This window comes from Photorhabdus viridis (assembly GCF_040256935.1).
GTDB classification, from domain to species: domain Bacteria; phylum Pseudomonadota; class Gammaproteobacteria; order Enterobacterales; family Enterobacteriaceae; genus Photorhabdus; species Photorhabdus viridis.
Map to the genome: position 1 here is coordinate 15,202 of NZ_JBEJZY010000023.1, position 24,230 is coordinate 39,431.

Genomic DNA, 24,230 nt, shown 5'->3' on the forward strand with positions numbered 1-24,230 from the left:
TAATTAATTTCTGCTACCAGCTAGAACGCGCTGATTCATTTCTGTAATTCTGGCCTGTGTGTTAGCCATTTCATTAGAGAACGATTGTGCTATTTGCAGTAATTGCATACCTGGTGCATATCTGCCGCTACTCAGTTTTTGCGCCAACCCTTCTTCTATTAATGTATTTAGTGCACGATTAATATTTGCAGGAGATTCCTCCAGTAATTCCGCTAATTCACCATTACTCAGCCCAGACAAGGAATGACCACGTAGAGCCTTAAGAACCCGTAATATGCGCGTACCAGAACTGGAAACGTTAATTTTGCGCATGTCACACTCTCCCTTTTCAATATGTGATAATCTGTTACATAAAGTGATAAAATAGTTAGGCTAAATTTAAATGCCTAAACTTGGCGTTTTCAGACCTAGCTTTACAGCTATTTCATGGGCCTTTCCGTAATTAGCTTTGGATTGTCCATTAAGAACTCGGTATACAGCTTCGCGGGAATACCCGTTCTCCTGTGCCCATTGGGTAATAGTGATGCCGTGTTGATGAAAGCGGCTTTTAATTTTCTCGGGTGTCATGCTATGGCCTCCGGTAATGCAATGATGTTTGTACAATACATGACATTATTGTCCCATTAATGGGACTTGCAAAGGGTTTTGGTGACAAAAATGTCTCTTGGTGAGAGATTAAAAAAAGAGCGTGAGCGATTGGGGTTTAGTCAGTCCGATTTCGCGGAGATGGTTGGCGCATCAAGAAAATCACAGATAAGGTGGGAAAAAGACGAATCTGCACCAGGGGCTGATGCTATAAGCCTTTGGGCAAAAGCGGGTCTTGATGTGTTGTACCTAATAACAGGGCAAGTTCAACAGTCAGCCTCTACCGCTTACAAAAACAGTGAGATAGATACAGAATTACTGGGAAAAATTGTTCATAAACTAGATTCGATGGCACAACAGGCTAATCGCCGCTGGACGCCCGATGAACTCGTCCTGCAATCATCAAAAATATATAACTTTTTAATTAAAGAGTCGGTTGTCGATGACAGTAGAATTGACAGAGTATTAAAACTGGTTGTTAATCATTAAAAAATAAAGGATTTGCATGGACAGAAGAGATGAGGAATTACAAACATTAGCAGGACAAGTTTTTGATAGCCTTAAACAACTTCCCCAAGATGGGCAGGAACGACAAATAACCATCAGCGTTGGTGGCAATAATCATGGCTCTATTCATGTAGGTTCAGTCGTCAATATTAACCCCATGCCATCTCGCCCGCGTGAGCTTCATGAAAGGAATAGTCGGGAATTACTTGCTATAAAACGAGAATTACTTATAGAAAATAAAGATGCTAAATGGCGTTATTACATCAATACACCTTGCCTGCTATTACTTAGTCTCGTGCTTATAGCATTCACGTTTGCCCTATGGAACGCTTATATGATATTTTTCGGTGAAGGATTTACTAATGTATTGGTACTTAATGATAAGACATTGATAATCTTTATTTCTTGGGTCGTGTTGATAGCGCTTTGCGGAAAAAAAATGGACAAGCACAGGAAGATAGAAAATAGGATAATAGATGAAAATCAGGATGTTATTGATACCATAGATGTCATCTTACAACGTAGAAATTCTTAAAAATATAGTTATTTTCTATTTCATATAAGGGTATGGACTGTGCGTAACTTATTAATTCCCACAAATGCCAAACTTCCCAATGATTATATAGCCAATGGGAATAATTGTTTTCTTGATATAGGGGATAACGAAACAATTTTATCCATATCTAAATCAGTTTGCCAATCTGTTTGTTTAGATCAACAGAATGTACCTGGTGGAACATTGAAATTGAAACTTTAGAAACAAATAGGATATTTATGTCTACTACAAACATAGAAAAGTTTAATGAAATTGTAGGTATTATATTTGGGAAACTATATGAGTCATTTCCTTTAAAGATAGATCTTTTATCTATAGAGGTAATCGGTGAACCCCTTCAATATTCTGATGGAACATACTCTGACGAACTTTGTACTACAGTAGAAGATCATAGATTCTTTCTGGATACAGTGGATTGGCTCATGACAAATGGTTACTTGGCAGGGACTATGAGCTCTGAAGGTTGTCATAGAGCCGTATTAACGGCTGAAGGTTTAGAAGTTCTTAAAGTAATCCCTGACAGCTTAGAAACCCCATTAGGTGATCGCATTAAGGAAACATTGAAGACTGAAAGTAAAGAAGCGTTAAGGTCTTTAGTGAGCCAAACTCTCGGAATAGGCTTACAGTTTGTATCCCGTTCTATTGGCTTAGGTTAAAGGTAAAAAATGGCAAAGCAAATATATTGCCTTGCCATTCTCGGTTATTAGAAATTACAAATAATCAGCTCTTTACTCTGTTTAGCTTTCCCCGTGACTTTCAAGTTGTAACCGATATTGACTACTTGCATTTTCAATCCTTTGAATGCCTTACGCATTTCTGGAATATCGTTCACCGAAATTACCATTTCCCCTCGGATGGTATGTGCTAGTTCTGCTAATAGATCATAGTTCTCAAGTCCGAAATCTATGCCATATCCTTCGGTACCCCAATACGGCGGATCACAGTAAAACAGCGTATGTGGCCTGTCGTACCGTTGGACGCATTGTGCCCAGTTCATATTTTCAATGATCGTTCTTGCTAGTCGTAGGTGAGCCATTGATAGCTCTTCTTCTATTCTGAGTAAATTAAATCGCGGTGGGCTGGTGGTGGAAGTACCGAAAGTATGTTCAGCAACCTTACCGCTAAACGCCTGCTTTTGGAGATAGTAGAAACGTGCTGCTCTCTGAATATCGGTTAGCGTTTCTTCGGGGGTAATCTGTAACCATTTATATATTTGGCGGCTGACCAATGCCCATTTAAATTGCCGGACAAACTCTTCCAAGTGATGTTTTATTACGCGATAAAGATTCACCAACTCACCATTAAGATCATTAATCACTTCACATTTGCTCGGTACTTTTAGGAAATACAGCGCGGCAGCACCACAGAACGGTTCGACATAACAGGTATGTTCAGGAAATAACGGTAAAATATGTTTTGCTAATCGGCGTTTACCACCAATCCACGGAACGATAGGTAAAGATTGTTCTTTCATTATCCGTAAGCCTTTTCCATTAGCTGAAAATGAGTTAGGCTTTCCCGGTCATCAATAATCAATAGCGGAAAGAGCCTCGGTTGACTCACAGTACATACCTGTGAGTTGATAGCCTACCCAGTATTCGAGTGTTAGGCAGGTCGCTCTTATCCTGTCTTTTACTTTTCTGATGCGCTCTTAACGCCCTTTAAAATCCTTTTTCCGATAAATTGGCAAAACTGTTTCCATCAACGACTACGGAGACAGTTCAGTGAAAACTTTCAAATCGTTTGTATCACTTATCAAAAAATTACGCCTCGGTGGCTGGTTGTTAACAGCTGTTCTATTGCTGATCACTATCGGTTTAGTTTCCCCTCAACAAGTCCCTGTTGTGATCTACAAATTGTCGCTTATTGCTCTGGCTGTTGTCTTGGGGTACTGGCTTGATCGTAGTTTATTCCCGAAAGCAAGGCCCGGTCAGTATCTGAAATATGATGAAATACTCATGAAAAAAGGAAAATATCCCGTTCAGACTGGCTACCATATGGTATTTGCAGCCGTTCTGATACGCCGTGCATTGATTGTTGCCGCTACCTGTCTGAGTGTAGCTACAGGGTTGTGATTATGAATTGGCGGCAGATTATCGGAATTGTTCTGTTGTGGTGTAGTGGTATGGTCAGCCCAGCATTGGCTGACGAACTACCACACCGTTCGCGGCAATACCGCAATGACTTAATACGTGCTTCTCGTGTGATCTGGGGATTGAATGCGCCTGTAGCTGATTTTGCCGCTCAGTTGCATCAGGAGAGTGACTGGAAATCACGAGCTATTTCGCCTATTGGTGCTCAGGGTATGGCCCAGTTTATGCCCGCAACAGCGGATTGGATTAGTCAACGCATTCCTGAATTATCCAATAAAGATCCCTTCAACCCAGTCTGGTCTATACGGGCGATGGTTCACTATGACCATTGGCTATGGCAACGCATTAAAGCTGCCGATAAGTGCCAGAGAATGGCGATGGCGCTGTCTTCCTATAATGGGGGCTTAGACTGGTTACTACGGGATAAGAAGAAAACCGAGGCAGTTGGTCTCAATCCGTGGGTCTGGTTCGGTCATGTTGAATCTCAGAATGCTGGACGTAGAGCGTCAGCATGGAAAGAAAATCGACATTATTCCAACCGCATATTACTGGAACTCGCGCCTCGTTATTTGGCTTGGGGAGGTACCAGCTGTGCCAATTAAATTATGGGCTAAACCTGTTGTATTGATTTTGTTGCTAATTGGTATGTTCGCTTTGGCTCACTGGAGAGGTCATACCATAGGCTTTCAGAAAGCAACGGAGACAGGAAACACCGCATTAGCACAGCAGAAAACCGAATTTCTTCTGCTGGAAAAGCGACGGACAGAACAGGAACTGGCAGCACTCAATGCCTTGCAGCAACGTTACCAAATGCAGGTCAACTCAGCGCATCAGGCAGAAGCTAATTATCTCAACGATATTGAACAACTCCGCACTCAGAACCAACAACTGAAGAGGAAAATTGACCATGTTACCCAGAGTTGGATGGATGAAAAACAACAGTTTCATCCTGTTAGTTGTGTGTTTACTCGTGGCTTCATGCAGCAATACAACGCCGCCCTCGGCCTGTCCAGTGAACAAACTCACTCTGCCTCCGTTACCTCCGGCGCTGATGAAACGTTCCGTGGAAATGAAAGCTCTGATGCCCAACTACGGCCATCCGGTATCACACAACGAGATATCCTTGCCAATATCATCGACAACGGAGAACAGTGTCTTGCATTGAAAGCGCAGGTCAATGGCCTGCTGGATTACATCGAAGGATTACAACAATGACACTACAGATTGAATTTTGGGCTGCCGTAGGTTTTCTGCTCTCTTTCCTTGGTTTCGTTTTTGGTATCGCAAAGTGGTTATTCAGCAAAGCCGAAGAGCGACAGGAGGAAAGACACGCCTCGTTAGAGCAGGCGCTTAAAAATTCCGTAGACAATTGGTCTCAGCTCGAACGTGAGTTTATGCAGTTTAAGGCTGACTTGCCGCTGAATTACGTGCGCCGTGAAGATTATATTCGTGGTCAAACAGTAATTGAAGCCAAGCTGGATGCGCTTTACAGCAAATTAGAGATGGTGCAGCAGCACCGAATTGCCGGAGGTAAAAATGATTGATGTTGCTCGTGTTCGTCGTGAATCATTGCGTTGGAGTCTATTGGTCGCACTGAATAAAACCCGCCCATATACCGCCAGTGAAACGCTGTTATTGGATATATCTCGCGCGATTTATCCTGACGTCACTGCATTGGAATTACGGAAGGAATTGGATTATCTGGCAGACCGTAAATTAATTGACCTCAATAAACAGCCATCGGGTAGCTGGTTTGCTGACTTAACTCGTATTGGTGTTGATGTTGTTGAATATACGGTTGAATGCGGCCTTGGTATTGCTCGCCCTGAAAAGTACTGGAGTGAATAATGGCGCGTCGAAGCACAATCGATAAACTCCCTGAAGATGTCCGGCGCTGGTTGGAGCGGGCTTTGACTGAATCAGGATTTAGTGGATACCAGGAACTCGAAATCTTGCTGCGTGATCAAGGTTATGTAATCAGTAAGTCTGCTATTCACCGTTATGGTCAAAAAATAGAAAAGCGATACGGTGCAATACGGGCAGCAACAGAAGCAGCACGGATGCTCACAGAAGGTGCCGTGGATGATCAAGATGCACGTTCTGAGGCTGTGATTGCTTTAATTCAGACTGAACTTTTTGAAAGTATTATTCAACTTCAGGAAGCTGAAAACGGAGAGATTGCGCCAAAAGAGCGTGTCACACTGCTTTCAACGGTGGCAAAAAACGTAGCTACACTTTCTCGTGCTAGCGTGAATCTGAAAAAATTCCAATCTGAAGTCCGGGCACGGACTGAAGCTGCTGCAAGTAATGCAGAGAAAATTGCACGCAAAGGTGGATTATCTGCCGAAGCAGTTGCTGCATTACGTCGGGAAATATTGGGAATTGCTACATGAGTCAGCTTGCACCTGTTCTACCAGATACTTCCTCAATAGCAGCACCTGTCGTCTTATTGCCATACCAGCAACGATGGGTGGCCGACTCGTCTTCTTTTAAAGTCAATGAGAAGAGTCGTCGAACGGGAATTACTTGGGCTGAAGCGTCAGATAATGTACTCATCGCCGCATCTTCTGCCGCGGCGGGTGGTATGAATGTGTATTACATCGCCTATAACCAAGATATGACCATTGAATATATTCAAGCCTGTGCAATGTGGGCTCGTGCTTTCAACTATGCGGCTAGTGAAATTGAAGAAGGGTTCTGGGAAGAAGACGAAGATGATAAGCACATCAAAACTTTCACTATCAAATTTCCAGATTCTGGATTCCGTGTAGTGGCGCTTTCTAGCCGTCCGTCTAACTTGCGTGGCCGTCAGGGGATCATTGTCATTGATGAAGCTGCTTTCCACGAACAGCTCGATGAATTACTGAAAGCGGCACTAGCCATGCTTATCTGGGGCGGTAAAGTGCGAGTGATCTCCACCCATAACGGGGATAGCAACTTGTTTAATGAGTTGCTGAACGATATCCGGGCAGGACGCAGGGACGGCGTTATCCACCGTATGACCTTTAAGAAAGCTGTGGCTGAAGGACTATTTCACCGTGTCTGCTTACGTACCGGACGTGAATGGTCACAAGAGGCTGAACAACAGTGGATGATGTCGGTGTACAAGTTCTACGGAGCTGGAGCATCAGAAGAATTGGACTGTATTCCTGCTAATGGTGGTGGAGCATGGTTGTCCCGCGCTCTGATTGAATCTCGGATGTCTCCCGATACGCCACTGCTGCGACTGACTTGTCCGAAAGGATATGAGCTTAAATCCGATGAAATACGCCGCACAGATACCGAAGAGTGGCTAAAAGCCAACCTGAAACCGTTGTTGGATGCATTGCCTTCTGATGCTCGTTCGTTTCTGGGACGCGATTTTGGCCGCAGTGGTGATTTGTCCGTGGATTATCCATTGCTGCAACAAAAAAATCTGGTACGCAGAGTGCCGTTTGTTCTGGAGCTGCGCAACGTGCCATTTAAACAACAGGAGCAAATCACTTGGTATCTAATGGATGGACTTCCTAATCTGCTGGGTGCAGCCTTTGATGCCCGTGGTAACGGTGCTTATCTGGCCGAATATGCCGTGCAAAAATATGGCATCAGCCGTGTTCAGCAAGTCATGCTCACCGAAGGTTGGTATCGTGACAATATGCCCCCGGTGAAGGCTGCGCTGGAAGACGGCGATCTGGAGGCACTGCCAAAGGATGAAGACACTTTGGATGACCTGAGAGCAGTACAGGTCATTAACGGTGTTCCCCGTGTACCTGAGCAGCGCTCAAAAGCAAAAGCGGACGGCGGCAAGCGCCACGGTGATGCAGCGATAGCCCTTGCCCTAGCGTACTTCGCCAGCCGTGAAATTAACAAAGGTCCGGTGAAGGCAAGTTCCCGCCGACGCCGTCAGTCTGCACGTATGCTGGAGGGATACTAATGGCTCGTGGTATCTGGGTTTCACCAACAGAATTTATTAACTTTTCCGAATCAAAGCAGTCGTTCACTGAACAAATTGCATCGCGTAGCCGTTCCATTGACTTCTACAGTCTGGGCACATATCTACCTAACCCTGATGCTATTCTCAAAGCCCAAGGGCGGGATATTCGTATCTATCGTGAATTACGTACTGATCCTTTAGTTGGTGGATGTATTCGCCGCCGCAAGGCCGGAGTGAAAGCACTGGAGCGTGGTGTAGAACGCAGCAATGCCCCTGTGCAAGTCTTCAACTTTATCCGTGACATGCTCGCGGACTTGGATATGTCACGTATCATTGGCGAAATGCATGAAGCGGTTCTGTACGGCTATCAGCCTTGTGAATTGATGTGGAGTCAGCATCAATCATGGTCAGTGACGGATATTGTTAGCAAACCGCCTGACTGGTTCCATTATGACCGTGATAACCAACTGCGTTTTCGTGCCCGTGATGCAGGCGTAGAAGGAGAACGGGTTCCTCTCTATAAATTTGTAACACCACGTCAAGATGCTACTTATGACAACCCTTATGGATTTCCAGATTTATCCATGTGCTTCTGGCCCGTCACCTTTAAGAAAGGCGGCATGAAGTTTTGGGTACGCTTTGCTGAGAAGTATGGTTCACCGTGGGTGATTGGAAAACATCCACGAGGTACGCCACAAAGTGAAATTGATCTGTTATTGGATTCGATGGAAGCGATGATTGATGATGCAGTTGCCGCCATTCCTGATGATTCCTCCGTTGAGATTAAAGAGGCAGCAGGTAAATCAGACAGCAGTGATATTTACCAGAACTTAATTACCGTTGCTCGCAGTGAGATCTCTATTGCGTTACTGGGACAAAACCAAACAACCGAAGCAAACAGCAATAAAGCCTCTGCACAAGCGGGATTAGAGGTAACGGATGATATTCGTGATGCTGATGCTGACGTTATCACCAGTGCCATCAATCAGGCTATACGCTGGGTTGTAGAACTGAACTTCGGTAACGTTGAATGTCCGGTCTATCGTCTTTGGGAGCAGCAATCGGTTGATGAAACACAGGCTAATCGTGATGTTAAGTTGAGTCAGGCTGGTGTCAGATTTACTCCGCAATACTGGAAACGCGAATATCAATTGCAGGATGGGGATATTGATGAAACAACCTTGTCAACCACGACTATTCCATCCCTCCCACTGGCGTTCTCTGAAGCTGTTCACGCAGATTTAGCAGCACAAGACACCTTAGATGAAGCACTGGATATTTTGATGAATGAAGGATCATTGAATGAATCATTGGAGTCTCTGCTGCTTCCTTTGTTCCATCGTGTTCAAAACGGTGTTAATCCCAGCGATCTAATAGGGGAGTTAGCCGAGCTTTATCCACAAATGGACGCAGAGGGTTTGCAAGAGCGGCTAGCACGGGTTTTGTTTGTGTCTAACATCTGGGGGCGCTTGCATGAGCATAACCACGCCTGAACTGGCGTATTGCATGACATTACCTCCCAAGCGAGCCATTGGTTATCTGCAATCTAAGGGTTACAAGATAACGTGGGATTGGGAAGAACTTTGGCAAGAGACTCATGCCCGTGCATTCACGGTGGCGAAAGTCACGCGTCTGGATATTCTGGAAGATATTCGCCAGGCGCTACAACAGGCACTGGATGAAGGCAAGACTGATCGTTGGTTTCGTCAGGAGCTGGAGCCAACATTAAAACGTAAGGGGTGGTGGGGAACGAAAGAGACCGATGACCCCGTTACAGGGGAGCGTGTCACTGTTCAGCAAGGTAGTCCGTGGCGCCTTGATACTATCTTTCGTACCAACATGTCGGTGCTGTACAGTGCAGGCCGTTGGGCCGAACAAATGGAAAATATTGATGACCGACCGTACTGGATGTATACAGGGATCAACGATAACCATACACGCAAGAGCCATCTCGCATTGCATGGTTTGGTATTTCGCTCTGACGACCCATTTTGGCAAGCCTTCTATCCTCCTAATGGCTGGCGTTGCCGTTGCAGTGTGATTGCCCTCAGTCATGATGATGTTCGTGCCAGAGGGATAAAAGTTATGCATTCAGGTAAAGCAATGGGCTGGGAGTTGAAATTGGTTTCACAAAAAACAGGTGAGATACAGCCCGTTGTTACATTCAACACCGGCATAACAAAAGTGGCGACTGATGTAGGTTGGTCATATTCGCCGGGGGCAGCATATCGTCCCGATTTGGCCAGATATCAGGGGGAGCTATCTGGACTGGCCCGCCGCGAACTGAGAGGACAGAATGAGTAATATCACTATCACCATTAATGATGGAGACCTAAGACGTGGACTGCGGGCATTAGAATTGGCTACTAATGATCTGACACTTGCCATGCGTAAAATTGCTGGAACATTGTCAACAGAAACCGATTTTAACTTTGAAACTGGAGGACGCCCGGCATGGATACCCTCTGTGGCGGCAAAGGAACGTGGTGGTCAGACACTGCAAAAAACTGCTCGTTTGATGCGTTCAGTCAGTACCCGATATGATGCTCACACGGCAGTTGTCGGTACAAACTTAGTCTACGGGCGTATTCATCAATTGGGAGGTAAAGCTGGCCGCGATCAATCTGTATTGTTACCAGCCCGGCCTTATCTGCCCGTAACAGAACAAGGCGAATTATCACCAGAAGCAGAAAGAGCCGTATTAAGTACCATTCAACGACATCTTGAATCAGCGGCACACCGTTAAACGTTGCCTCGCTATGCGGGTGATTTATCATTGTCATCCGCAAAAAACTTTATAAAGCGTTTACAGACTCAAATTTTCGGTATCTAATTGCATGCAGTTCTCCACTTTTTTATTTCCTTCCGAAGTCTTTTCTAAAGCAGATTAAAAGTCGTTTTTTCTGATTATGGAGAAACTGCCTCTATTAACGTAATAGAGGCAGTGAAATGAAATCACTTCACATTTTCAAATCCGGTACACATACCGATATGAATGGCAAACAATTGCCGTTCAGCCCCGCAGATTTGCAAGCTTGTGCAAAGGCTTATGACTCATCGTTGCATGAAGCACCGATTGTGATTGGGCATCCAAAAGACAATTTGCCCGCCTATGGTTGGGTTAAATCGCTGACATCTTCCGGTGATGACTTAATTGCGGAGCCTCAACAGGTTGATGTTCAGTTCGCTGAATTGGTCGATGCAGGCCGCTATAAAAAAATTTCTGCTTCTTTCTATTTACCTGATTCCCCAAACAACCCTAAACCCGGCGTGCTCTATTTGCGTCATGTCGGCTTTTTGGGGGCGAAGCCACCCGCCATTAAAGGATTGAAACAGGTTGAATTCAGCGAACAAGAATATGGTGTTGTGGAGTTCTCTGATTGGAGTGATATCACCAACGCCTCACTTTGGGGGCGTTTGCGAGAATTTTTGATTAGTAAATTCGGTATGGATGAAGCAGACAAAGCGCTTCCTTCTTGGCAAGTGGATTCATTACGTGAAGAAGCTTATAGCACGGTTCAGCCTGCTCCTGCCTTTCATGAACCCAATAACACACATCAACATGAGGAAAACATCGTGACAAATGAAGAAAAAAAGGCGCTCAAAGATGAAAACACTCGCCTGAAAGAACAGCTTACTGCCCGTGATGCTGCCGACGCAAAGCGCAAACAAACTGAGCAACATGCCGGAAACGTGGCATTTGCCGAAAAGCTGATCGCAGACGGCAGATTGGCACCTGCTGCTCAATCTGTCGTGGTCGCCTTGCTGGACGCTGTAACCCAAGGAGATTCCCCTGTCGAGTTTGCTGAAGGTGATGTGAAAAAACCATTGGCTACTGCGTTTAAAGATCTGCTGAGTTCTACCCAGCCTATTATTGATTTTGGTGAACATGCAACAAAAGACCGGGTTGACCAAAACACATCATCAGATATTGCTGAGTTTTCTGATGCAGATCCTGAACGTCTGGCGTTGCATCAAAAAGCCATCTCTCTGGCGAAGAAAGAAGGTATCAGTTACGACGTAGCCGTTACCCGCTGCCTGTAACACTACGGACGTAACTATTGAGGAGAAATAAATGTCTGATTATTTGAAAGGCAAACGTATTGTTGACCCTGTGCTAACCAGCGTGGCGCGTGGCTATAAAAATGCGGTGTTTATTGGTGAACATATTTTTCCCATTGTCGAAATGGAGAAAGAAGGTGCTAGTGTGCCGACATTTGGCAAAAGTGCTTTTGTGGAATATGACACCACGCGTGCCGTTGGTGCCAACAGTAACGTTTTGATCCGTGAGAAAGGCTCTTCGTTAGATATCGTGCTCAACGAACATGATCTAGCTGCACCTGTTGATTATCGTGAGAAATCAGAATCTTTATTTAATGAAGAAGCAAAGGCAATCCGTCGTTCCACCAATGGCGTGAATCTCAAGCGTGAACTGTATGCAGCTCGATTGGCACAAGACCCTGAAGTTTATCTTAGTGACTCGGTGAAGAGTCTGACAGCTAATGAACGTTGGGCTGGTGGCAAAGGTAATCCAATCAAAGTCATTGAAGCTGGAATTGATGCTGTTCGTACTGCCATTGGTGTACGTCCAAACCTCATGACAATGGGGGCTAGCGTGATGTCACTGTTAAAATTTCATCCTGAAATTCAGGCAGCTATTGGAGCCAACGAACGTAAACGTATCACAATAGAAATACTCAAAGACCTTTTCCAAATCCAAAACGTTGTCGTTGGTGAACCTGTTTCTACCCCAAGTATTAAAGAAAATCCCGTTGATATCTGGGCTGATAATTTGATGTTGCATTACGTATCACCTCCGCAGGCAGGAGCAGAAAGCGCTGATGAATATGAACCCTCCTTTGGCTATACATTTCGCCGCAAAGGAATGCCTGTAGCGGATAAATATCCGGGCGTTGGCGGCAAGGTGAATTACTGCCGTTACACCGATATTTATAAAGTTGCGGTTGTTGGCGGTGATGCCGGCTATCTGATTACCAATATTGTGAAGTAAGGGAGACATCATCATGGCAGTAACACAACAATCCGTATTGACGACAACAATTATCGCCAGTGCGAACATCATCCAGCATCGTTTAGTTAGTACTGATAATGCACCGTGTCAGGCTGGAACCGTTGCACTTGGTATAGCAGAGGTGGATGCGAAGGCTGGTGATGTCGTTCCAGTTAATGTCTTGGGCATTATTGCTGTTGAAGCTGGTGGGCCAATAACCCGTGGGCAAGTCGTACAGTCGGATAAGGATGCCTGTGCAGTACCACTGAGTTCGGCTGAAAATGCTGCCGGCACATCTGTCGGGTTTGCGCTGGATGATGCCACAGCGGCAGGTAATATCATTCGTATCTTACGTGGCATATGACATGTATTGCTCATTGAAAGACTTGCAAGAGCAGATACCAACGCAATCATTGATATGGCTGTCTAACGAAGAGCCTAATGCTCAAACGATCAATGAGCCTGTGGTTAACAGTGCCATTCGCTATGCCGATGAACTCATCGATGCCCATTTACGTGGACGTTATATCCTGCCTCTGGCGGAAGTTCCCACGGTATTACGTGATGCCGCCATTACGTTAACACGCTATCGGCTGTATGCCCGCCGTCCAGAAGGTTCTATTCCTGAAGCCGTGATAGATGATTACAAAATTGTTTTGCGCCAACTGGCTGACATCCGAGATGCCAAACTAACACTGGGCCTGCTTTCCACAGGAAAAGATGCCCCTGAACCGGGGGAGTTTCGTGTTCGGGCGCGTCGTCCCACCTTTGGAGGGAGTAAAGGAATGTTGGAGAAATACTGATGGATGTTTCTCCGATCATTGATGCCATTATCATGAGGCTAAGAGAAAAACTACCTGGCTTACAGGTGGAGTATTTCCCTGAAAGGCCAACTGAATTCAGGCTGAACCATCCGGTGGGAGCCATTTTAATCAGCTATCCCGGTTCTCGCTTCGACAAGCCTGAAGATGTTGGGGCGGTATTGCAGACACAAACTGTCATGCTCAATGCCACCATAGTTTTTCGTCAGCTTAATGGACGTCACGGTGCCGTTGCCACATTAGATGATGTACGCCGGGTTCTCGGCGGATTCCAACCACCGAACTGCCAACGAAAATGTTGGCTGGTACGGGATACATTTCTCGGTGAGATAGCTGGTTTGTGGCAATACACGCTGGATTTTGCGACTGAAAGTGTATTTATCGAAGACGGTGAGTTACCGAATGGTTCGCCGTTAGCCCAAATCAATTATGAGGGAACTGAACAATGAAATACCTCTATACAGGCCCAGCAAGCGGCATCACTTTAGCTGATGGCACTGAAGTTTTGCTCTGGTCAGAAAAAACTGTTGATTTACCGGAGCAGCATGATTATGTGAAGACATTGATCGCGCTGCGATATCTTCATCCACTGTCAGAACAGCAAAAAAATCTCCTGAAGAAAAAAGAAAAGTCTGAGGAGGCCACTGATGGCCGCTAATTATTTGCATGGCGTCGAAACTATCGAAGTCGAAAAAGGCTCACGTCCCGTCAAGACAGTGAAATCCGCCGTGATCGGCTTAATTGGTACTGCACCGATAGGGCCAGTAAATGCAGTGACACTTTGTCTGTCAGAAAAAGATGCCGCTCAATTTGGTACTCAAATGAATGGTTTTACCATCCCACAAGCACTGGATGCTATTTATGATCATGGGGCGGGAACTGTGCTGGTCATTAACGTTCTTGATCCTGAGGTGCATAAAGCTAATGTTGCCAGTGAAAGCATTAGCTTTGATAAAACCACAGGAACAGCGAAACTGGCTAATCCCGTGGTCAGTAATGTCTTACTAAAATCCACCTCTGGTAGTGCCCCTTATGTAGAAGGGCAAGATTATTCTTTGGATGCTCAAACAGGCAGCCTCAAGAATATCGGTAAAAACATTGCTGCGGGTGCAACCGTAATTGCCAGCTATGACTTTGCCGATCCTACATTAGTGACGCCTGCTGACATTATTGGCAGCATCAGTGCAGCGGGTAACCGTACAGGTATGAAGTTACTGAATGATACTTATAACCTGTATGGGTTCTTTGCCAAGATTTTGCTGGCTCCTGTCTACTGTACCCAGCTAAGTGTGACAACAGAACTGATTGCCCTTGCAACTAAATTGGGTGCCATGACCTATATTGATGCCCCGATAGGCACCACTTTTGTTCAGGCTATCAGTGGCCGCGGCCCGTCTGGCACAATCAATTTTAATACCAGTTCTGATCGTGTCCGGCTGTGTTACCCACACGTCAAAGTCTATGATGCGGAAAGCAATAGCGAGCGCCTGGAACCCTTGTCATCTCGTGCAGCAGGGCTGCGTGCCAAGATTGATGCAGACAAAGGTTTTTGGTGGTCATCCTCCAATCAAGAAATTATAGGGATCACAGGTATTGAGCGCCAGCTATCCGCCATAATTGACGATCCACAAAGTGAAGTGAACCAGCTCAATGAACAAGGGATTACTACAGTGTTCAATAATTATGGCTCTGGTTTGCGCTTATGGGGCAACCGTACCGCCGCGTGGCCAACTGTGACACACATGCGTAACTTCGAGAACGTGCGCAGAACGGGCGACGTGATTAATGAATCCCTGCGTTACTTTAGTCAGCAATATATCGATATGCCGATCACGCCAGCGCTGATAGATGCCCTGACAGAATCTGTGAATGCCTATGGTCGTAAATTGATTGCTGATGGCGCTTTGTTGGGATTCAAATGCTGGTTTGATCCGACCCATAACGAAGAAACGGAGCTGGCATCAGGTCATCTGTTACTCAGTTATAAGTACACACCGCCACCACCACTGGAACGGCTGACATTTGAGACCGAAATTACCTCTGAGTATTTGCTGAATTTAAAGGGAAATAATTAATGGCCGGAAAAATAGAGATTAACCGCATCACCAACGCCAATATTTATATTGACGGCAATAACCTGTTGGGACGGGCTGAAGAAGTGAAACTGCCAGACGTTTCCATGACCATGCAGGAGCATAAGGCGCTGGGGATGGTCGGTAAGGTGGAACTACCAGCAGGCTTCGATAAGCTGGAAGGCGAGATCAAGTGGAACAGTTTCTACCGTGACGCCATGTTATCTGCTGCCAATCCCTATAAGTCTCTGGCATTGCAGTGCCGTTCCAGCGTCCAGAAATTCAGTTCACAGGGGCGCATTGATGAAGTGCCATTGGTGACATATCTGACCATTTTATTTAAGAAGAATCCGCTGGGCACATTTAAACAACATGAAAATGCTGATTTTTCCAGTAGCTTTACCAGTACTTACATTAAGCAGGTACTGGATGGTGAGGAGCTGTTAGAACTGGATTATCTGGCCAATATCTTCCGTGTTGGCGGCATTGATCAAATGACTGATTATCGCATCAATATTGGAGGTTAAACTAAATAATGACTGCATCCGCGCCAAAGCCAGAAAGCTTGCCGACTTGATTGATAAGTAGACTCCTCCGGAAGGTTGGTTTTCCGATATCGGTTCAGAGAAAGGGAAAGAATATCTGATAGACTTTTTTCGTAACTGTAAAGGCTTTCGCATTCACTAATGACGGGGGCATCAGCCCCTTTCTTCTTTAATCCCCTTTAATATTTCCGTTTCCATACATGGATGATACTGAATGAAACTTACAGAGGAGTATCATCATGTCAACCACGACTTACCATCTTCAATTTCCCTATACCACGGCTGCTGGTGTTCGCATTGAAGAGCTTCAGTTATCACGTTTGAAAGTTAAAGATATCAAGGCTGCCCGGCGAGCCAGCGAAAATCCTACTGACTGGGATGATATTTTGATAGCACGTTCGACAGGATTGTTACCAGAAGATATCGAACAGATGGATGTTGCTGATTATCTGGCATTACAGAAACGATTTCAGCAAGTTATCGGATTGGATCAGGGAAATAAAAACAGTGTGGCAAGCATCGGCGATGTTGGCACGATGGTTCCGGTTCCAGCCGAGCGAGATTGATAATCTGGCGCTGGATGAATTTGAATGTTGGTTGAATGAGGCCAACACCCAAATCAAACGCGAGAATGGAGGCGGTTAATTCGTGTCAACAGAATTTTCCATTGGTGTCATTATTGGTGGGGCCATTAGTAGTGCGTTCAGTTCTGCCATGTCTGGTACACGTCGTACTCTAGGAACACTGGGAGAAACGACTCGCCAGCTGGAGAACCGACAGCAGGCACTGAACCGTGCTGTTGAACGTTACGGTCAACTTGGTTCCCGTAGTGCCCAGCGTTTGAATGCGGATCTACAACGCATCAGTCGAACGCTGGAACAGTTGAACCGCCAGCAACAGCGCTTACAGTCTGCGGCTAGCATGAGTGATGCAGCCAAAGCGAATCGTATGGCGCTATATGCACAGGGAGCCGAAACCTATGCATTAACTCACACGTTATCCTCTCCCGTTGTTCAGTCCGTCACAAAGTATGCCTCTTTTGAATCAGGATTAAGGGACATAGCTGTCACTGGCAATCTGTCTCCGAAAGAAGAGCAAAAAATCGGAATCATCTTGCGCCAGAACGCCAAGCAAACAAACCAATTACAAGAAACTCTGCTGGAAGGTATTGGTACATTGGTTGCCGCCGGAAAATCTCCCATGAAATCGACCGATATGAGTGGATTATTGGGCCACGTCGCCACGGCATCCAAAGCTAATATTAATGACTTAGCCAAAATGGCTCTGTCCTTTGAGTCCCTGAAAATTGAAGGTGATCAAGCGCTCAAGGAAGCCTTTAACCGAGCCGTTTTCGGTACTAAATCGGGTCGTTTTGAATTAAAAGATCTCGCCCAATACTTTCCAGAAATGGCGCAGCAATTTGCTGGTAAGGGAATATATGGTCAGGAGGCAGTTTCACAGATTATTGCCAGCTTGGAAGTTGGCCGTGAAGGCGCAGGAACGGAAGGTGAAGCAGCTACCAATATGAGGAACTGGCTAGCTTCAATGGGACGTGGTGATATTGCCAAAAGATACGCTGAAGCTGACGTCGATTATCAAACCTCAATGAGCAGATATGTTTCTTCGGGGTACTCACAATATGAAGCCTCAATCATGATCGCAGACCGATTTATCAAGAGTAAAGGCGCTGATCTCATGAAAGAGTGGAAAAAAGCGGGAGCCAGAGGTGATGAAGATGCACAGCGTATGCTCATGGAATCCTTCGGGTTATCCTCTATTTTCACCGACGTACAGACAGTCAACCATCTCTTGGCCATGCGGCAACGTTGGGGCGATTATCAGCGTATCAAAACAGGCATGGGGACTGATTCGGCACAAAAATCTGTTGATACCGACTTTGATAAACAAAACGATACCTTAGAAGCACAGTGGCGGCGTACTCAAATTGAGTTTAATGATTCGGCTATTAGCATTGGTCAGTCGCTGCGTCCAGCATTAATACAGTTAGCCGAAACCTTTATTCCATTGATGGACAAGACCGGAAAATGGCTGGCCGCTAATCCTGAACTTATCAGCAATGTTGTCACGCTGGTCGGCGGGTTCTTGGCATTCAAAGCAGCTTCAATCGGTGTCAGATTAGGTCTTAATCTTTTGCTTTCCCCTATAACTGATATCTGGAAAGGCGCAATGTTAATGCGCACACGGTGGTTACTGTTTCGAATGGCTATCGGTAGTGTCGGCAGATTCAGCGTCGTTGCAAACATCTTGGGAAAAATAGCCGGAGCAGCTCTCTGGTTGGGTAGAATCCTCGGTAGTGCTCTCTATAAGGGCTTAATGTTAGCTGGCAGAGCTATTTTGTGGATTGGACGCGCATTATTAATGAATCCTATCGGATTGATCATCACTGGTATTGCAGTGGCCGCTTATCTTATCTATCGCTATTGGAAGCCCATCAGTAATTTCTTTAAACGGCTTTTGGTCTTAGTAAAATTCGCTTTCCAAATGGGATGGCAGGGAATCAAAAATATTTGGTCTAACGTCAAAGGTTGGTTTACAGCTCGATGGAATGACATTACTAATGCGTTTGATGGCGGAATATTTGAGGTCAGTAAATTAATTTTAAATTGGTCGCCATTGGGATTGTTCTATAAAACATTCGCTGACGTTATGAAATGGTTTGGCATGGATATGCCCGATAATTTTACTGACTTTGGTAAAAATATCGTTAATGGATTGGTTAATGGTATTTCTAATATGCTGACCACGGCTAAGGGCACCATTAAAAACTTTGGTGGCAAAGTTTCTAGCTGGTTTAAAGAAGCGTTGGGTATTCAATCCCCCAGTCGAGTATTTATGGGATTTGGCGATAATATTGTGCAAGGTGCGGTTGTTGGTATTGATCGCACTATGCCGTTGGCTGCTCGTGCCACTCAGCGTCTGACTGAGGGAATGACCCCCGATGTCCCACAAATCTCACCTCCTGAGATAATGTTGGGCAATCCAATTAAACGAACAGGTTATAAAGATGCCAGCAACAGCAATAATGGTTTTTCTATCTCTTTCGCCCCGCAAATATACATTGGTGATAAACAACAAACGGCTATACCCGATATTAGTCAAGCCTTAAACCTGAGTATGCGTGAATTAGAAAAACTGCTGGAGCGTATTGTTATTCAGAGAGAACGCCGGAGGTACGGATAATGTTTGCTGTATTAGGTGATATTGAATTTGAGCTAATCACATATTGGGATGGTTTTGATGTAACGTTTGGTGTTGATTATGCCGAACATGCCCGAATTCAAGGTAAGCCCGGCTTGCAGTTCGTAGGTGAGAAACTGGATGAAATTCAAATTAGCTTGGTCTTTCATCAACATTATTGTGCACCGGATATTGAATTGAATCGGCTGCGTGAAGCAATGCGGAAACATCAAGCACTCGCGCTAATATTCGGAAATGGTGATTACCGTGGCTGGTTTGTTATTACTGATGTGACAGCCTCCAGTGAACAAACGGATTCAGTAGGTAATATATTTGCCCTCAATGCCTCGGTGACATTACGTGAATATATCGGTGATCCTAAAAAACCACTGAAACCGCCTGCCATTAAATCTCATGTCCCGAATACAAAGGCGTTGTCTAATGCAATACCGAAACCATCAGGTATGGCTAAAAAAGTCAGGGATGGAGTGAATTATGCCAAACAAGCACAATCAGCACTGCAAACGACGGTCAGTGCGGTACGTATTACACAGAAGATGAAAGACAACCCGACTGTAGCGTTAACCCGCGTACCAGGTCTTCTTACCGGACTCAACAATATTGCTGGTCCATTAGGGAAAAGCTATCCGGCTTTTCAATCACTCGGTGACTCATTACCAGATGCAATTCAATTGACCAGAGCAACGGGGCAAACAGTAACATTTGTTAACAATGCTCAATCGTCATTAAGCCGTGCAGATAACAGTAATATCTCAGCTGCATTAGATTCTGTATCAGCTCAACTTGAATCGGCAAGTTCAACATTTACATCAATATCACCCGCGCTCAGTAAGATGGCCGCGCAAATTACCACAAGGGCGCTTTGATCATGTTTCTTGAATACATTACAAAAGATGGCGATAGGTGGGATTTATTGGCTCACCATTATTATGGTGACCCTTTAGGTTACGCTCGCATAATTGCTGCTAATCCGCACGTTGCAGTTACACCTGTATTGCCATCTGGGATCGTATTGTTGATCCCCATCATTGACGCTGACGATGTAGTAATTGCAGAGGATACACCACCGTGGCTAAGATAATTGATACCAAGCAAACACCATCTATAACGGGTGTCTCAGAGGTTTTAAGTCCGACATTCACGTTACGATATTTGCAAAAAGATATCACAAATGACATCACTCCTTATGTCACTCGTGTCAGCTATACCGACAACATCAAAAGCGAATCTGATGAAATAGAGGTAGAGTTGGATGATACTGATGGTCGCTGGCTAGATAAATGGTATCCGGGCAAAGGTGATACGTTGACATTGAAGTTGGGCTATTTCGGCGAACGGTTACTGAATTGTGGCTCATTCTATATTGATGAAATTGAAGTCAACATCCCTCCTTCTATTGTATCTGTCCGAGGTATAGCAACGTCTATCAATACGGCATTGCGGACCAAATCTAACCGTGGATTTGAGAATACAACTCTGGCCGCTATTGCTAACCGCATCGCTAAGAAACATCAGTTAAAGCTGATCGGCAGTATCGAAATCATCAAGATTGACAGGGTGACGCAATATTCTGAAACCGATGTGGCGTTCCTGAAACGACTGGCCAGTGAATATGGTTATGCCGTTAAAGTTGTCAGTGAACAGCTAATTTTCTCCCACTTAGCCACTTTGCGCAGCCAAGAACCCATAAAAAAATTACACCCTCGTGATGTTGCCCAATTTTCACTACGGGACACGATTAATAAAGTCTATAAAAAAGCCAAAGTGAAGCACCAAAAGGCTGATGATAAAAAGTTGATTGTCTATGAAGCTGATGGTGCGACCAGTACAAGTAGTCAGTCTAATTCAAGAAGCAAAAGTAGCGGTAAAGAAACCAGTGCAGATACCTTAAAAGTAAACAGCCGGGCTGCTAACAAGGATAGCGCTGAAATAAAGGCCACGTCAGCATTGGATTCATATAATGAGTACCAGCAGAACGGCTCACTTTCATTGATGGGAGCCCCTCAGTTAACCGCCGGAAATAAAATTGAGTTGATTGAATTTGGCAAGTTATCTGGACAATGGTTAATTACTTCAGCTCACCACTCTTTTGATCGCAACAGCGGATATATAACCGAACTTGAAGTTGCTCGTGGCCCTGTTACATCAAGCAAATCCAAGAAAGATAAAAAAGATAAGACTCAGAAATTGGTTGTATATAAGCCCGATGGTTCTTCCGACACGATCATCGAGGAGGAATCCAAATGAGCAGTGTAACTCGTCAAGTTGGTACGATTAGCGCCGTAGATCCTGCTACTGTTCGTGCCCGCGTGCGATTGCCTGAATGCGATAATATGCGTACTAACTGGCTGAATGTGTTGCAGCGCAATACCCAGAATAACAAAGACTATTGGTTGACCGATGTTGGGGAACAGGTTGAAGTGCTATTGGATGCCAATGGTGAAGATGGTGTTATTTTAGGTGCTGTCTATTCCAGTGTTGATAAACCACTTGCTAACAATAAAAATATCCGTGGTGTAACTTATGCAGATGATGCGGCTTTTTACTATGATCGTACCTCACACACCCTGACTATTAATGGCGGCATTCAGCACATTAAGATCGCAGTGGGAGCCAATGTTGTTATTCAGACACAGCAGGCAACTATCGATGCGCCGGAAACAATCATAACCGGAAATATGTTAGTGAAAGGCCAATTAATCTATCAAAATGGGCTGTCGGGTTCTGGTGGTAATGGTACTACGAACATTCAGGGTAATGTCAGCGTCGATGGCAACATCCATGCAACAGGTAGCATCATGGATGAAGGCGGTAACTCGAATCATCATTCTCATGGGTTTCTTTAAACGTCTTTAATATTAGATATTCCTGCCGAGGACGATACTGTCCCCATGAATACGAACTCACACTCTGTTTTTTGGCAACCGGCTCTCCAACACTCTGGCAAAATTGCCTGTGGGCTGGATGATATCGCCCAAGCAATATTCATTATTCTACGTACACCACGTGGCAGTGATCCACATCGACCAGAATTCGGCAGTAACTTGCACCTTTATATGGATTACCCAATAGACCGCGCGATTCCCCACGTTGTCAGGGAATCTGTTGATGCTATTACACGTTGGGAACCTCGTTGCCAGTTGCTCTCCGTGAAACCAACTGTCAATGGAGAGCATCTAACTCTGCGTGTGAATTGGACAGCAGTTGATGGCATTACACAATCTACGGAGTTGCTATGGCGCTGACAGAACCTGATTTTATCGAGCGTGATGTAGAAAAAATCACAACCGAAATGATCGCAAAATATGAAGCTGATGTAGGTAAGACTTTGTACCCAGCACAGGTAGAACGCCTGCTGATCAATTTATTTGCATATCGTGAAGCACTAACCAGAATGCAAGTTCAGGAAGCCGCCAAGCAGAATTTGGTCGAGTTTGCCCGTGCGCCCATTTTGGACTACTTAGGGGAATTGGTCGGAGTATATCGGCTATCCGCCCAACCGGCGCATACAATATTGCAATTTAGTGTTGATGAAGCATTAGAGCAAGATGTACTCATTCCAGTTGGAACTCGTGTTAATGCATCGGACAGTATTATTTTTGCTACTAATACAGATGCTGTTCTGAAAGCCGGCACACGGTTCGTTAATGTCACAGCTACTTGTACAGATACTGGATTATCAGGGAATAGCTGGCAACCAGCACAAATTAGTACATTGTTGGATGAAATCGACGACATTGACCTGCAAGTGACCAACACAATAGTGAGCAGTGGTGGTTCGGCAGAGGAAAGTGACGAGAGGCTACGTGTACGAATCAAAATGGCCCCTGAATCGTTTACTAATGCGGGCAGTCGTCAGGCTTATCGTTTTCATGCCATGCGTGCCCATCCCAATATTGTTGATGTCGCAGTCATGTCTCCCATTCCGGGCGTTGTTGAACTGTTTCCACTATTAGCTACGGGATTGCCTGATGAAAGCATTTTAACGCTGGTGAAAAGCTCTTGCTCTGATGAAAAAATCCGCCCGTTGACTGACACTGTATATGCAAAACCTCCCGTGAAGGTTGATTATACCATCAAGGCGAAACTGACCTTGTACAGTGGCGTTAATACGCTTGATATTCAACCGGCAGCAGAACAAGCCATACAAACATGGGTAGCTGAACGAGCAACAACGTTAGGAAAAGATATTGTTCCCAGCCAAATCATCTCAACATTGTCTGTTTCTGGCGTCTATCAAGTCGTACTGGAGTCTCCCACGTTTCAGGTTGTAGGTGAAAATGAATGGGCGAACTGTATCGGTATCACTGTTGTGGTCACCGGAGTCGCTGATGGTTAAGTTACATCTACCACCTCCACTGGAAGCTGATATCAGTATGCGTGCATTAGGTCAGTTGGCCTCCCGTTTTGATGATATCGATTTAACCCAATTAATGGTTTATCTCATTGATACTGTCGATAGCAGCACGCTGCATTGGCTGGCAAATCAATTCTCCCTATTTGGTGATGGCTGGGAGCTTGTCGAATCAGACAATGCTCGCCGTACGTTAATCAAATCAGCTATAGAATTGCATCGGTATAAAGGTACACCTTGGTCAATTCATGAAATTATTCGGCGCTTTGGGTTTGGTGAAGTTGATTTAATTGAAGGCACTGGTCAAATCAATTATGACGGTCATGCCAGCCATAACGGTAATTATATTTATGGAGATTCAACATCCTGGGCAGATTATCGCGTCATACTTCAGCAACCTATTACCAATGATCAAGCCTCGCTACTGCGCACTACACTGGCAGCGTTTGCGCCTGCACGCTGCCACCTTGCCAGCTTGGAATATCAGTCTGTATCAATTCGTTACAACAATACTGTCAGTTATGACGGTAGTTACAATTATGGGAGCAGTTAAA

Annotated in this window: 34 protein-coding genes; 31 read left to right on the forward strand and 3 right to left on the reverse strand. The window is 45.0% G+C overall.

Features of this window, described 5'->3' with window-relative positions; genetic code table 11:
- Window positions 1–3: 3 nt before the first annotated feature.
- On the reverse strand, window positions 4–312 hold the full coding sequence (locus ABR397_RS11450; protein ID WP_350305871.1) for a helix-turn-helix domain-containing protein: 309 nt from the start codon (window positions 310–312) through the stop codon (window positions 4–6).
- Between the two features lie 66 nt (window positions 313–378).
- Window positions 379–567: a DNA-binding protein gene (locus tag ABR397_RS11455; RefSeq protein WP_036777229.1), complete on the reverse strand. Its 189-nt coding sequence runs from the start codon at window positions 565–567 to the stop codon at window positions 379–381.
- Window positions 568–657: 90 nt separating this feature from the next.
- On the opposite strand from ABR397_RS11455, the gene ABR397_RS11460 reads away from it, so the two are divergent.
- From ABR397_RS11460 to ABR397_RS11470, 3 genes are all read left to right on the forward strand, one after another.
- The gene (locus ABR397_RS11460; protein ID WP_082303644.1) at window positions 658–1,074 is read left to right on the forward strand and encodes a helix-turn-helix domain-containing protein; all 417 of its coding nucleotides are present in this window, start codon (window positions 658–660) and stop codon (window positions 1,072–1,074) included.
- 16 nt (window positions 1,075–1,090) lie between these two features.
- The gene (locus ABR397_RS11465; protein WP_214085411.1) at window positions 1,091–1,627 is read left to right on the forward strand and encodes a hypothetical protein; all 537 of its coding nucleotides are present in this window, start codon (window positions 1,091–1,093) and stop codon (window positions 1,625–1,627) included.
- Window positions 1,628–1,866: 239 nt separating this feature from the next.
- Window positions 1,867–2,304, forward strand: a complete 438-nt coding sequence (locus ABR397_RS11470; RefSeq protein WP_350305872.1) for a hypothetical protein — start codon at window positions 1,867–1,869, stop codon at window positions 2,302–2,304.
- Between the two features lie 47 nt (window positions 2,305–2,351).
- Here ABR397_RS11470 and ABR397_RS11475 read toward each other — a convergent pair whose 3' ends face one another.
- Window positions 2,352–3,122 (reverse strand): DNA adenine methylase, encoded by a 771-nt coding sequence (locus ABR397_RS11475; RefSeq protein WP_214085409.1) that lies wholly within the window; start codon window positions 3,120–3,122, stop codon window positions 2,352–2,354.
- A gap of 250 nt (window positions 3,123–3,372) precedes the next feature.
- Between ABR397_RS11475 and ABR397_RS11480 the strand changes: the two genes are divergently transcribed.
- The 28 genes from ABR397_RS11480 (at window position 3,373) to ABR397_RS11615 (ending at window position 24,229) form a co-directional block, all read left to right on the forward strand.
- Window positions 3,373–3,723, forward strand: coding sequence for a putative holin (locus ABR397_RS11480; protein ID WP_046975925.1), 351 nt, complete (start codon window positions 3,373–3,375; stop codon window positions 3,721–3,723).
- 2 nt (window positions 3,724–3,725) lie between these two features.
- Window positions 3,726–4,343, forward strand: a complete 618-nt coding sequence (locus tag ABR397_RS11485; RefSeq protein ID WP_350305873.1) for a transglycosylase SLT domain-containing protein — start codon at window positions 3,726–3,728, stop codon at window positions 4,341–4,343.
- Window positions 4,333–4,956, forward strand: coding sequence for a hypothetical protein (locus tag ABR397_RS11490; protein WP_350305874.1), 624 nt, complete (start codon window positions 4,333–4,335; stop codon window positions 4,954–4,956). The genes ABR397_RS11485 and ABR397_RS11490 overlap by 11 nt, the downstream gene beginning before the upstream one ends.
- On the forward strand, window positions 4,953–5,285 hold the full coding sequence (locus ABR397_RS11495) for a hypothetical protein (protein WP_011147627.1): 333 nt from the start codon (window positions 4,953–4,955) through the stop codon (window positions 5,283–5,285). Before ABR397_RS11490 ends, ABR397_RS11495 begins: the two co-directional genes overlap by 4 nt.
- Entirely contained in the window at window positions 5,278–5,589 is a 312-nt protein-coding gene (locus ABR397_RS11500) for a hypothetical protein (RefSeq protein ID WP_112896738.1), read from the forward strand. The genes ABR397_RS11495 and ABR397_RS11500 overlap by 8 nt, the downstream gene beginning before the upstream one ends.
- Window positions 5,589–6,134 (forward strand): DUF3486 family protein, encoded by a 546-nt coding sequence (locus ABR397_RS11505; protein ID WP_214085406.1) that lies wholly within the window; start codon window positions 5,589–5,591, stop codon window positions 6,132–6,134. Before ABR397_RS11500 ends, ABR397_RS11505 begins: the two co-directional genes overlap by 1 nt.
- A complete protein-coding gene (locus tag ABR397_RS11510; protein WP_350305875.1) occupies window positions 6,131–7,654 on the forward strand; it encodes a hypothetical protein in 1,524 nt (507 codons plus the stop codon). Before ABR397_RS11505 ends, ABR397_RS11510 begins: the two co-directional genes overlap by 4 nt.
- Window positions 7,654–9,147: a DUF935 domain-containing protein gene (locus ABR397_RS11515; RefSeq protein WP_350305876.1), complete on the forward strand. Its 1,494-nt coding sequence runs from the start codon at window positions 7,654–7,656 to the stop codon at window positions 9,145–9,147. Before ABR397_RS11510 ends, ABR397_RS11515 begins: the two co-directional genes overlap by 1 nt.
- Window positions 9,128–9,958: a phage head morphogenesis protein gene (locus ABR397_RS11520; protein ID WP_214085403.1), complete on the forward strand. Its 831-nt coding sequence runs from the start codon at window positions 9,128–9,130 to the stop codon at window positions 9,956–9,958. Before ABR397_RS11515 ends, ABR397_RS11520 begins: the two co-directional genes overlap by 20 nt.
- The gene (locus tag ABR397_RS11525) at window positions 9,951–10,400 is read left to right on the forward strand and encodes a phage virion morphogenesis protein (protein ID WP_350305877.1); all 450 of its coding nucleotides are present in this window, start codon (window positions 9,951–9,953) and stop codon (window positions 10,398–10,400) included. The genes ABR397_RS11520 and ABR397_RS11525 overlap by 8 nt, the downstream gene beginning before the upstream one ends.
- Window positions 10,401–10,603: 203 nt before the next feature.
- Window positions 10,604–11,698, forward strand: a complete 1,095-nt coding sequence (locus ABR397_RS11530) for a peptidase (RefSeq protein WP_350305878.1) — start codon at window positions 10,604–10,606, stop codon at window positions 11,696–11,698.
- Between the two features lie 31 nt (window positions 11,699–11,729).
- Window positions 11,730–12,665 (forward strand): major capsid protein, encoded by a 936-nt coding sequence (locus tag ABR397_RS11535; RefSeq protein ID WP_350305879.1) that lies wholly within the window; start codon window positions 11,730–11,732, stop codon window positions 12,663–12,665.
- Window positions 12,666–12,678: 13 nt separating this feature from the next.
- On the forward strand, window positions 12,679–13,029 hold the full coding sequence (locus ABR397_RS11540; RefSeq protein ID WP_350305880.1) for a DUF2190 family protein: 351 nt from the start codon (window positions 12,679–12,681) through the stop codon (window positions 13,027–13,029).
- A 1-nt stretch (window position 13,030) separates the two neighbouring features.
- Entirely contained in the window at window positions 13,031–13,468 is a 438-nt protein-coding gene (locus ABR397_RS11545; RefSeq protein WP_041380252.1) for a gp436 family protein, read from the forward strand.
- On the forward strand, window positions 13,468–13,935 hold the full coding sequence (locus tag ABR397_RS11550) for a Gp37 family protein (protein WP_350305881.1): 468 nt from the start codon (window positions 13,468–13,470) through the stop codon (window positions 13,933–13,935). Before ABR397_RS11545 ends, ABR397_RS11550 begins: the two co-directional genes overlap by 1 nt.
- Complete coding sequence (locus ABR397_RS11555) at window positions 13,932–14,144, forward strand: hypothetical protein (protein WP_214085399.1); 213 nt, start codon at window positions 13,932–13,934, stop codon at window positions 14,142–14,144. Before ABR397_RS11550 ends, ABR397_RS11555 begins: the two co-directional genes overlap by 4 nt.
- Complete coding sequence (locus ABR397_RS11560; RefSeq protein ID WP_350305882.1) at window positions 14,134–15,561, forward strand: phage tail sheath subtilisin-like domain-containing protein; 1,428 nt, start codon at window positions 14,134–14,136, stop codon at window positions 15,559–15,561. The genes ABR397_RS11555 and ABR397_RS11560 overlap by 11 nt, the downstream gene beginning before the upstream one ends.
- A complete protein-coding gene (locus ABR397_RS11565) occupies window positions 15,561–16,085 on the forward strand; it encodes a phage major tail tube protein (protein WP_350305883.1) in 525 nt (174 codons plus the stop codon). The genes ABR397_RS11560 and ABR397_RS11565 overlap by 1 nt, the downstream gene beginning before the upstream one ends.
- A gap of 257 nt (window positions 16,086–16,342) precedes the next feature.
- Window positions 16,343–16,669, forward strand: coding sequence for a phage tail assembly protein (locus ABR397_RS11570; protein ID WP_011147612.1), 327 nt, complete (start codon window positions 16,343–16,345; stop codon window positions 16,667–16,669).
- Window positions 16,629–16,748 carry a GpE family phage tail protein gene (locus ABR397_RS11575; protein WP_088776128.1) on the forward strand — a complete coding sequence of 40 codons (120 nt, stop codon included), beginning with the start codon at window positions 16,629–16,631 and terminating at the stop codon, window positions 16,746–16,748. The genes ABR397_RS11570 and ABR397_RS11575 overlap by 41 nt, the downstream gene beginning before the upstream one ends.
- 3 nt (window positions 16,749–16,751) lie before the next feature.
- On the forward strand, window positions 16,752–19,304 hold the full coding sequence (locus tag ABR397_RS11580) for a phage tail tape measure protein (RefSeq protein ID WP_350305884.1): 2,553 nt from the start codon (window positions 16,752–16,754) through the stop codon (window positions 19,302–19,304).
- A complete protein-coding gene (locus ABR397_RS11585) occupies window positions 19,304–20,188 on the forward strand; it encodes a phage tail protein (protein ID WP_350305885.1) in 885 nt (294 codons plus the stop codon). Before ABR397_RS11580 ends, ABR397_RS11585 begins: the two co-directional genes overlap by 1 nt.
- 2 nt (window positions 20,189–20,190) lie before the next feature.
- A complete protein-coding gene (locus ABR397_RS11590) occupies window positions 20,191–20,403 on the forward strand; it encodes a tail protein X (RefSeq protein ID WP_350305886.1) in 213 nt (70 codons plus the stop codon).
- Window positions 20,391–21,569 (forward strand): phage late control D family protein, encoded by a 1,179-nt coding sequence (locus ABR397_RS11595; protein ID WP_350305887.1) that lies wholly within the window; start codon window positions 20,391–20,393, stop codon window positions 21,567–21,569. The genes ABR397_RS11590 and ABR397_RS11595 overlap by 13 nt, the downstream gene beginning before the upstream one ends.
- Window positions 21,566–22,168, forward strand: coding sequence for a phage baseplate assembly protein V (locus ABR397_RS11600; protein ID WP_350305888.1), 603 nt, complete (start codon window positions 21,566–21,568; stop codon window positions 22,166–22,168). Before ABR397_RS11595 ends, ABR397_RS11600 begins: the two co-directional genes overlap by 4 nt.
- A gap of 45 nt (window positions 22,169–22,213) precedes the next feature.
- On the forward strand, window positions 22,214–22,567 hold the full coding sequence (locus ABR397_RS11605) for a GPW/gp25 family protein (RefSeq protein ID WP_214085392.1): 354 nt from the start codon (window positions 22,214–22,216) through the stop codon (window positions 22,565–22,567).
- Window positions 22,558–23,661 (forward strand): baseplate assembly protein, encoded by a 1,104-nt coding sequence (locus tag ABR397_RS11610; protein WP_350305889.1) that lies wholly within the window; start codon window positions 22,558–22,560, stop codon window positions 23,659–23,661. The genes ABR397_RS11605 and ABR397_RS11610 overlap by 10 nt, the downstream gene beginning before the upstream one ends.
- Window positions 23,654–24,229: a phage tail protein I gene (locus tag ABR397_RS11615; RefSeq protein WP_407072876.1), complete on the forward strand. Its 576-nt coding sequence runs from the start codon at window positions 23,654–23,656 to the stop codon at window positions 24,227–24,229. The genes ABR397_RS11610 and ABR397_RS11615 overlap by 8 nt, the downstream gene beginning before the upstream one ends.
- Window position 24,230 lies beyond the last annotated feature (1 nt).

Bases quoted from the DNA above. Each gene is read 5' to 3' on its own strand.
- ABR397_RS11520 (WP_214085403.1), top strand. From the start codon at position 9,128: ATGAGCATAACCACGCCTGAACTGGCGTATTGCATGACATTACCTCCC.
- ABR397_RS11615 (WP_407072876.1), top strand. From the start codon at position 23,654: ATGGTTAAGTTACATCTACCACCTCCACTGGAAGCTGATATCAGTATG.
- ABR397_RS11600 (WP_350305888.1), top strand. From the start codon at position 21,566: ATGAGCAGTGTAACTCGTCAAGTTGGTACGATTAGCGCCGTAGATCCT.
- ABR397_RS11460 (WP_082303644.1), top strand. From the start codon at position 658: ATGTCTCTTGGTGAGAGATTAAAAAAAGAGCGTGAGCGATTGGGGTTT.
- ABR397_RS11505 (WP_214085406.1), top strand. From the start codon at position 5,589: ATGGCGCGTCGAAGCACAATCGATAAACTCCCTGAAGATGTCCGGCGC.
- ABR397_RS11610 (WP_350305889.1), top strand. From the start codon at position 22,558: ATGGCGCTGACAGAACCTGATTTTATCGAGCGTGATGTAGAAAAAATC.
- ABR397_RS11535 (WP_350305879.1), top strand. From the start codon at position 11,730: ATGTCTGATTATTTGAAAGGCAAACGTATTGTTGACCCTGTGCTAACC.
- ABR397_RS11515 (WP_350305876.1), top strand. From the start codon at position 7,654: ATGGCTCGTGGTATCTGGGTTTCACCAACAGAATTTATTAACTTTTCC.
- ABR397_RS11475 (WP_214085409.1), bottom strand. From the start codon at position 3,122: ATGAAAGAACAATCTTTACCTATCGTTCCGTGGATTGGTGGTAAACGC.
- ABR397_RS11605 (WP_214085392.1), top strand. From the start codon at position 22,214: ATGAATACGAACTCACACTCTGTTTTTTGGCAACCGGCTCTCCAACAC.
- ABR397_RS11575 (WP_088776128.1), top strand. From the start codon at position 16,629: ATGTTGGCACGATGGTTCCGGTTCCAGCCGAGCGAGATTGATAATCTG.
- ABR397_RS11455 (WP_036777229.1), bottom strand. From the start codon at position 567: ATGACACCCGAGAAAATTAAAAGCCGCTTTCATCAACACGGCATCACT.
- ABR397_RS11540 (WP_350305880.1), top strand. From the start codon at position 12,679: ATGGCAGTAACACAACAATCCGTATTGACGACAACAATTATCGCCAGT.
- ABR397_RS11565 (WP_350305883.1), top strand. From the start codon at position 15,561: ATGGCCGGAAAAATAGAGATTAACCGCATCACCAACGCCAATATTTAT.
- ABR397_RS11555 (WP_214085399.1), top strand. From the start codon at position 13,932: ATGAAATACCTCTATACAGGCCCAGCAAGCGGCATCACTTTAGCTGAT.
- ABR397_RS11465 (WP_214085411.1), top strand. From the start codon at position 1,091: ATGGACAGAAGAGATGAGGAATTACAAACATTAGCAGGACAAGTTTTT.
- ABR397_RS11585 (WP_350305885.1), top strand. From the start codon at position 19,304: ATGTTTGCTGTATTAGGTGATATTGAATTTGAGCTAATCACATATTGG.
- ABR397_RS11500 (WP_112896738.1), top strand. From the start codon at position 5,278: ATGATTGATGTTGCTCGTGTTCGTCGTGAATCATTGCGTTGGAGTCTA.
- ABR397_RS11450 (WP_350305871.1), bottom strand. From the start codon at position 312: ATGCGCAAAATTAACGTTTCCAGTTCTGGTACGCGCATATTACGGGTT.
- ABR397_RS11530 (WP_350305878.1), top strand. From the start codon at position 10,604: ATGAAATCACTTCACATTTTCAAATCCGGTACACATACCGATATGAAT.
- ABR397_RS11570 (WP_011147612.1), top strand. From the start codon at position 16,343: ATGTCAACCACGACTTACCATCTTCAATTTCCCTATACCACGGCTGCT.
- ABR397_RS11485 (WP_350305873.1), top strand. From the start codon at position 3,726: ATGAATTGGCGGCAGATTATCGGAATTGTTCTGTTGTGGTGTAGTGGT.
- ABR397_RS11590 (WP_350305886.1), top strand. From the start codon at position 20,191: ATGTTTCTTGAATACATTACAAAAGATGGCGATAGGTGGGATTTATTG.
- ABR397_RS11510 (WP_350305875.1), top strand. From the start codon at position 6,131: ATGAGTCAGCTTGCACCTGTTCTACCAGATACTTCCTCAATAGCAGCA.
- ABR397_RS11560 (WP_350305882.1), top strand. From the start codon at position 14,134: ATGGCCGCTAATTATTTGCATGGCGTCGAAACTATCGAAGTCGAAAAA.
- ABR397_RS11525 (WP_350305877.1), top strand. From the start codon at position 9,951: ATGAGTAATATCACTATCACCATTAATGATGGAGACCTAAGACGTGGA.
- ABR397_RS11545 (WP_041380252.1), top strand. From the start codon at position 13,031: ATGTATTGCTCATTGAAAGACTTGCAAGAGCAGATACCAACGCAATCA.
- ABR397_RS11495 (WP_011147627.1), top strand. From the start codon at position 4,953: ATGACACTACAGATTGAATTTTGGGCTGCCGTAGGTTTTCTGCTCTCT.
- ABR397_RS11470 (WP_350305872.1), top strand. From the start codon at position 1,867: ATGTCTACTACAAACATAGAAAAGTTTAATGAAATTGTAGGTATTATA.
- ABR397_RS11550 (WP_350305881.1), top strand. From the start codon at position 13,468: ATGGATGTTTCTCCGATCATTGATGCCATTATCATGAGGCTAAGAGAA.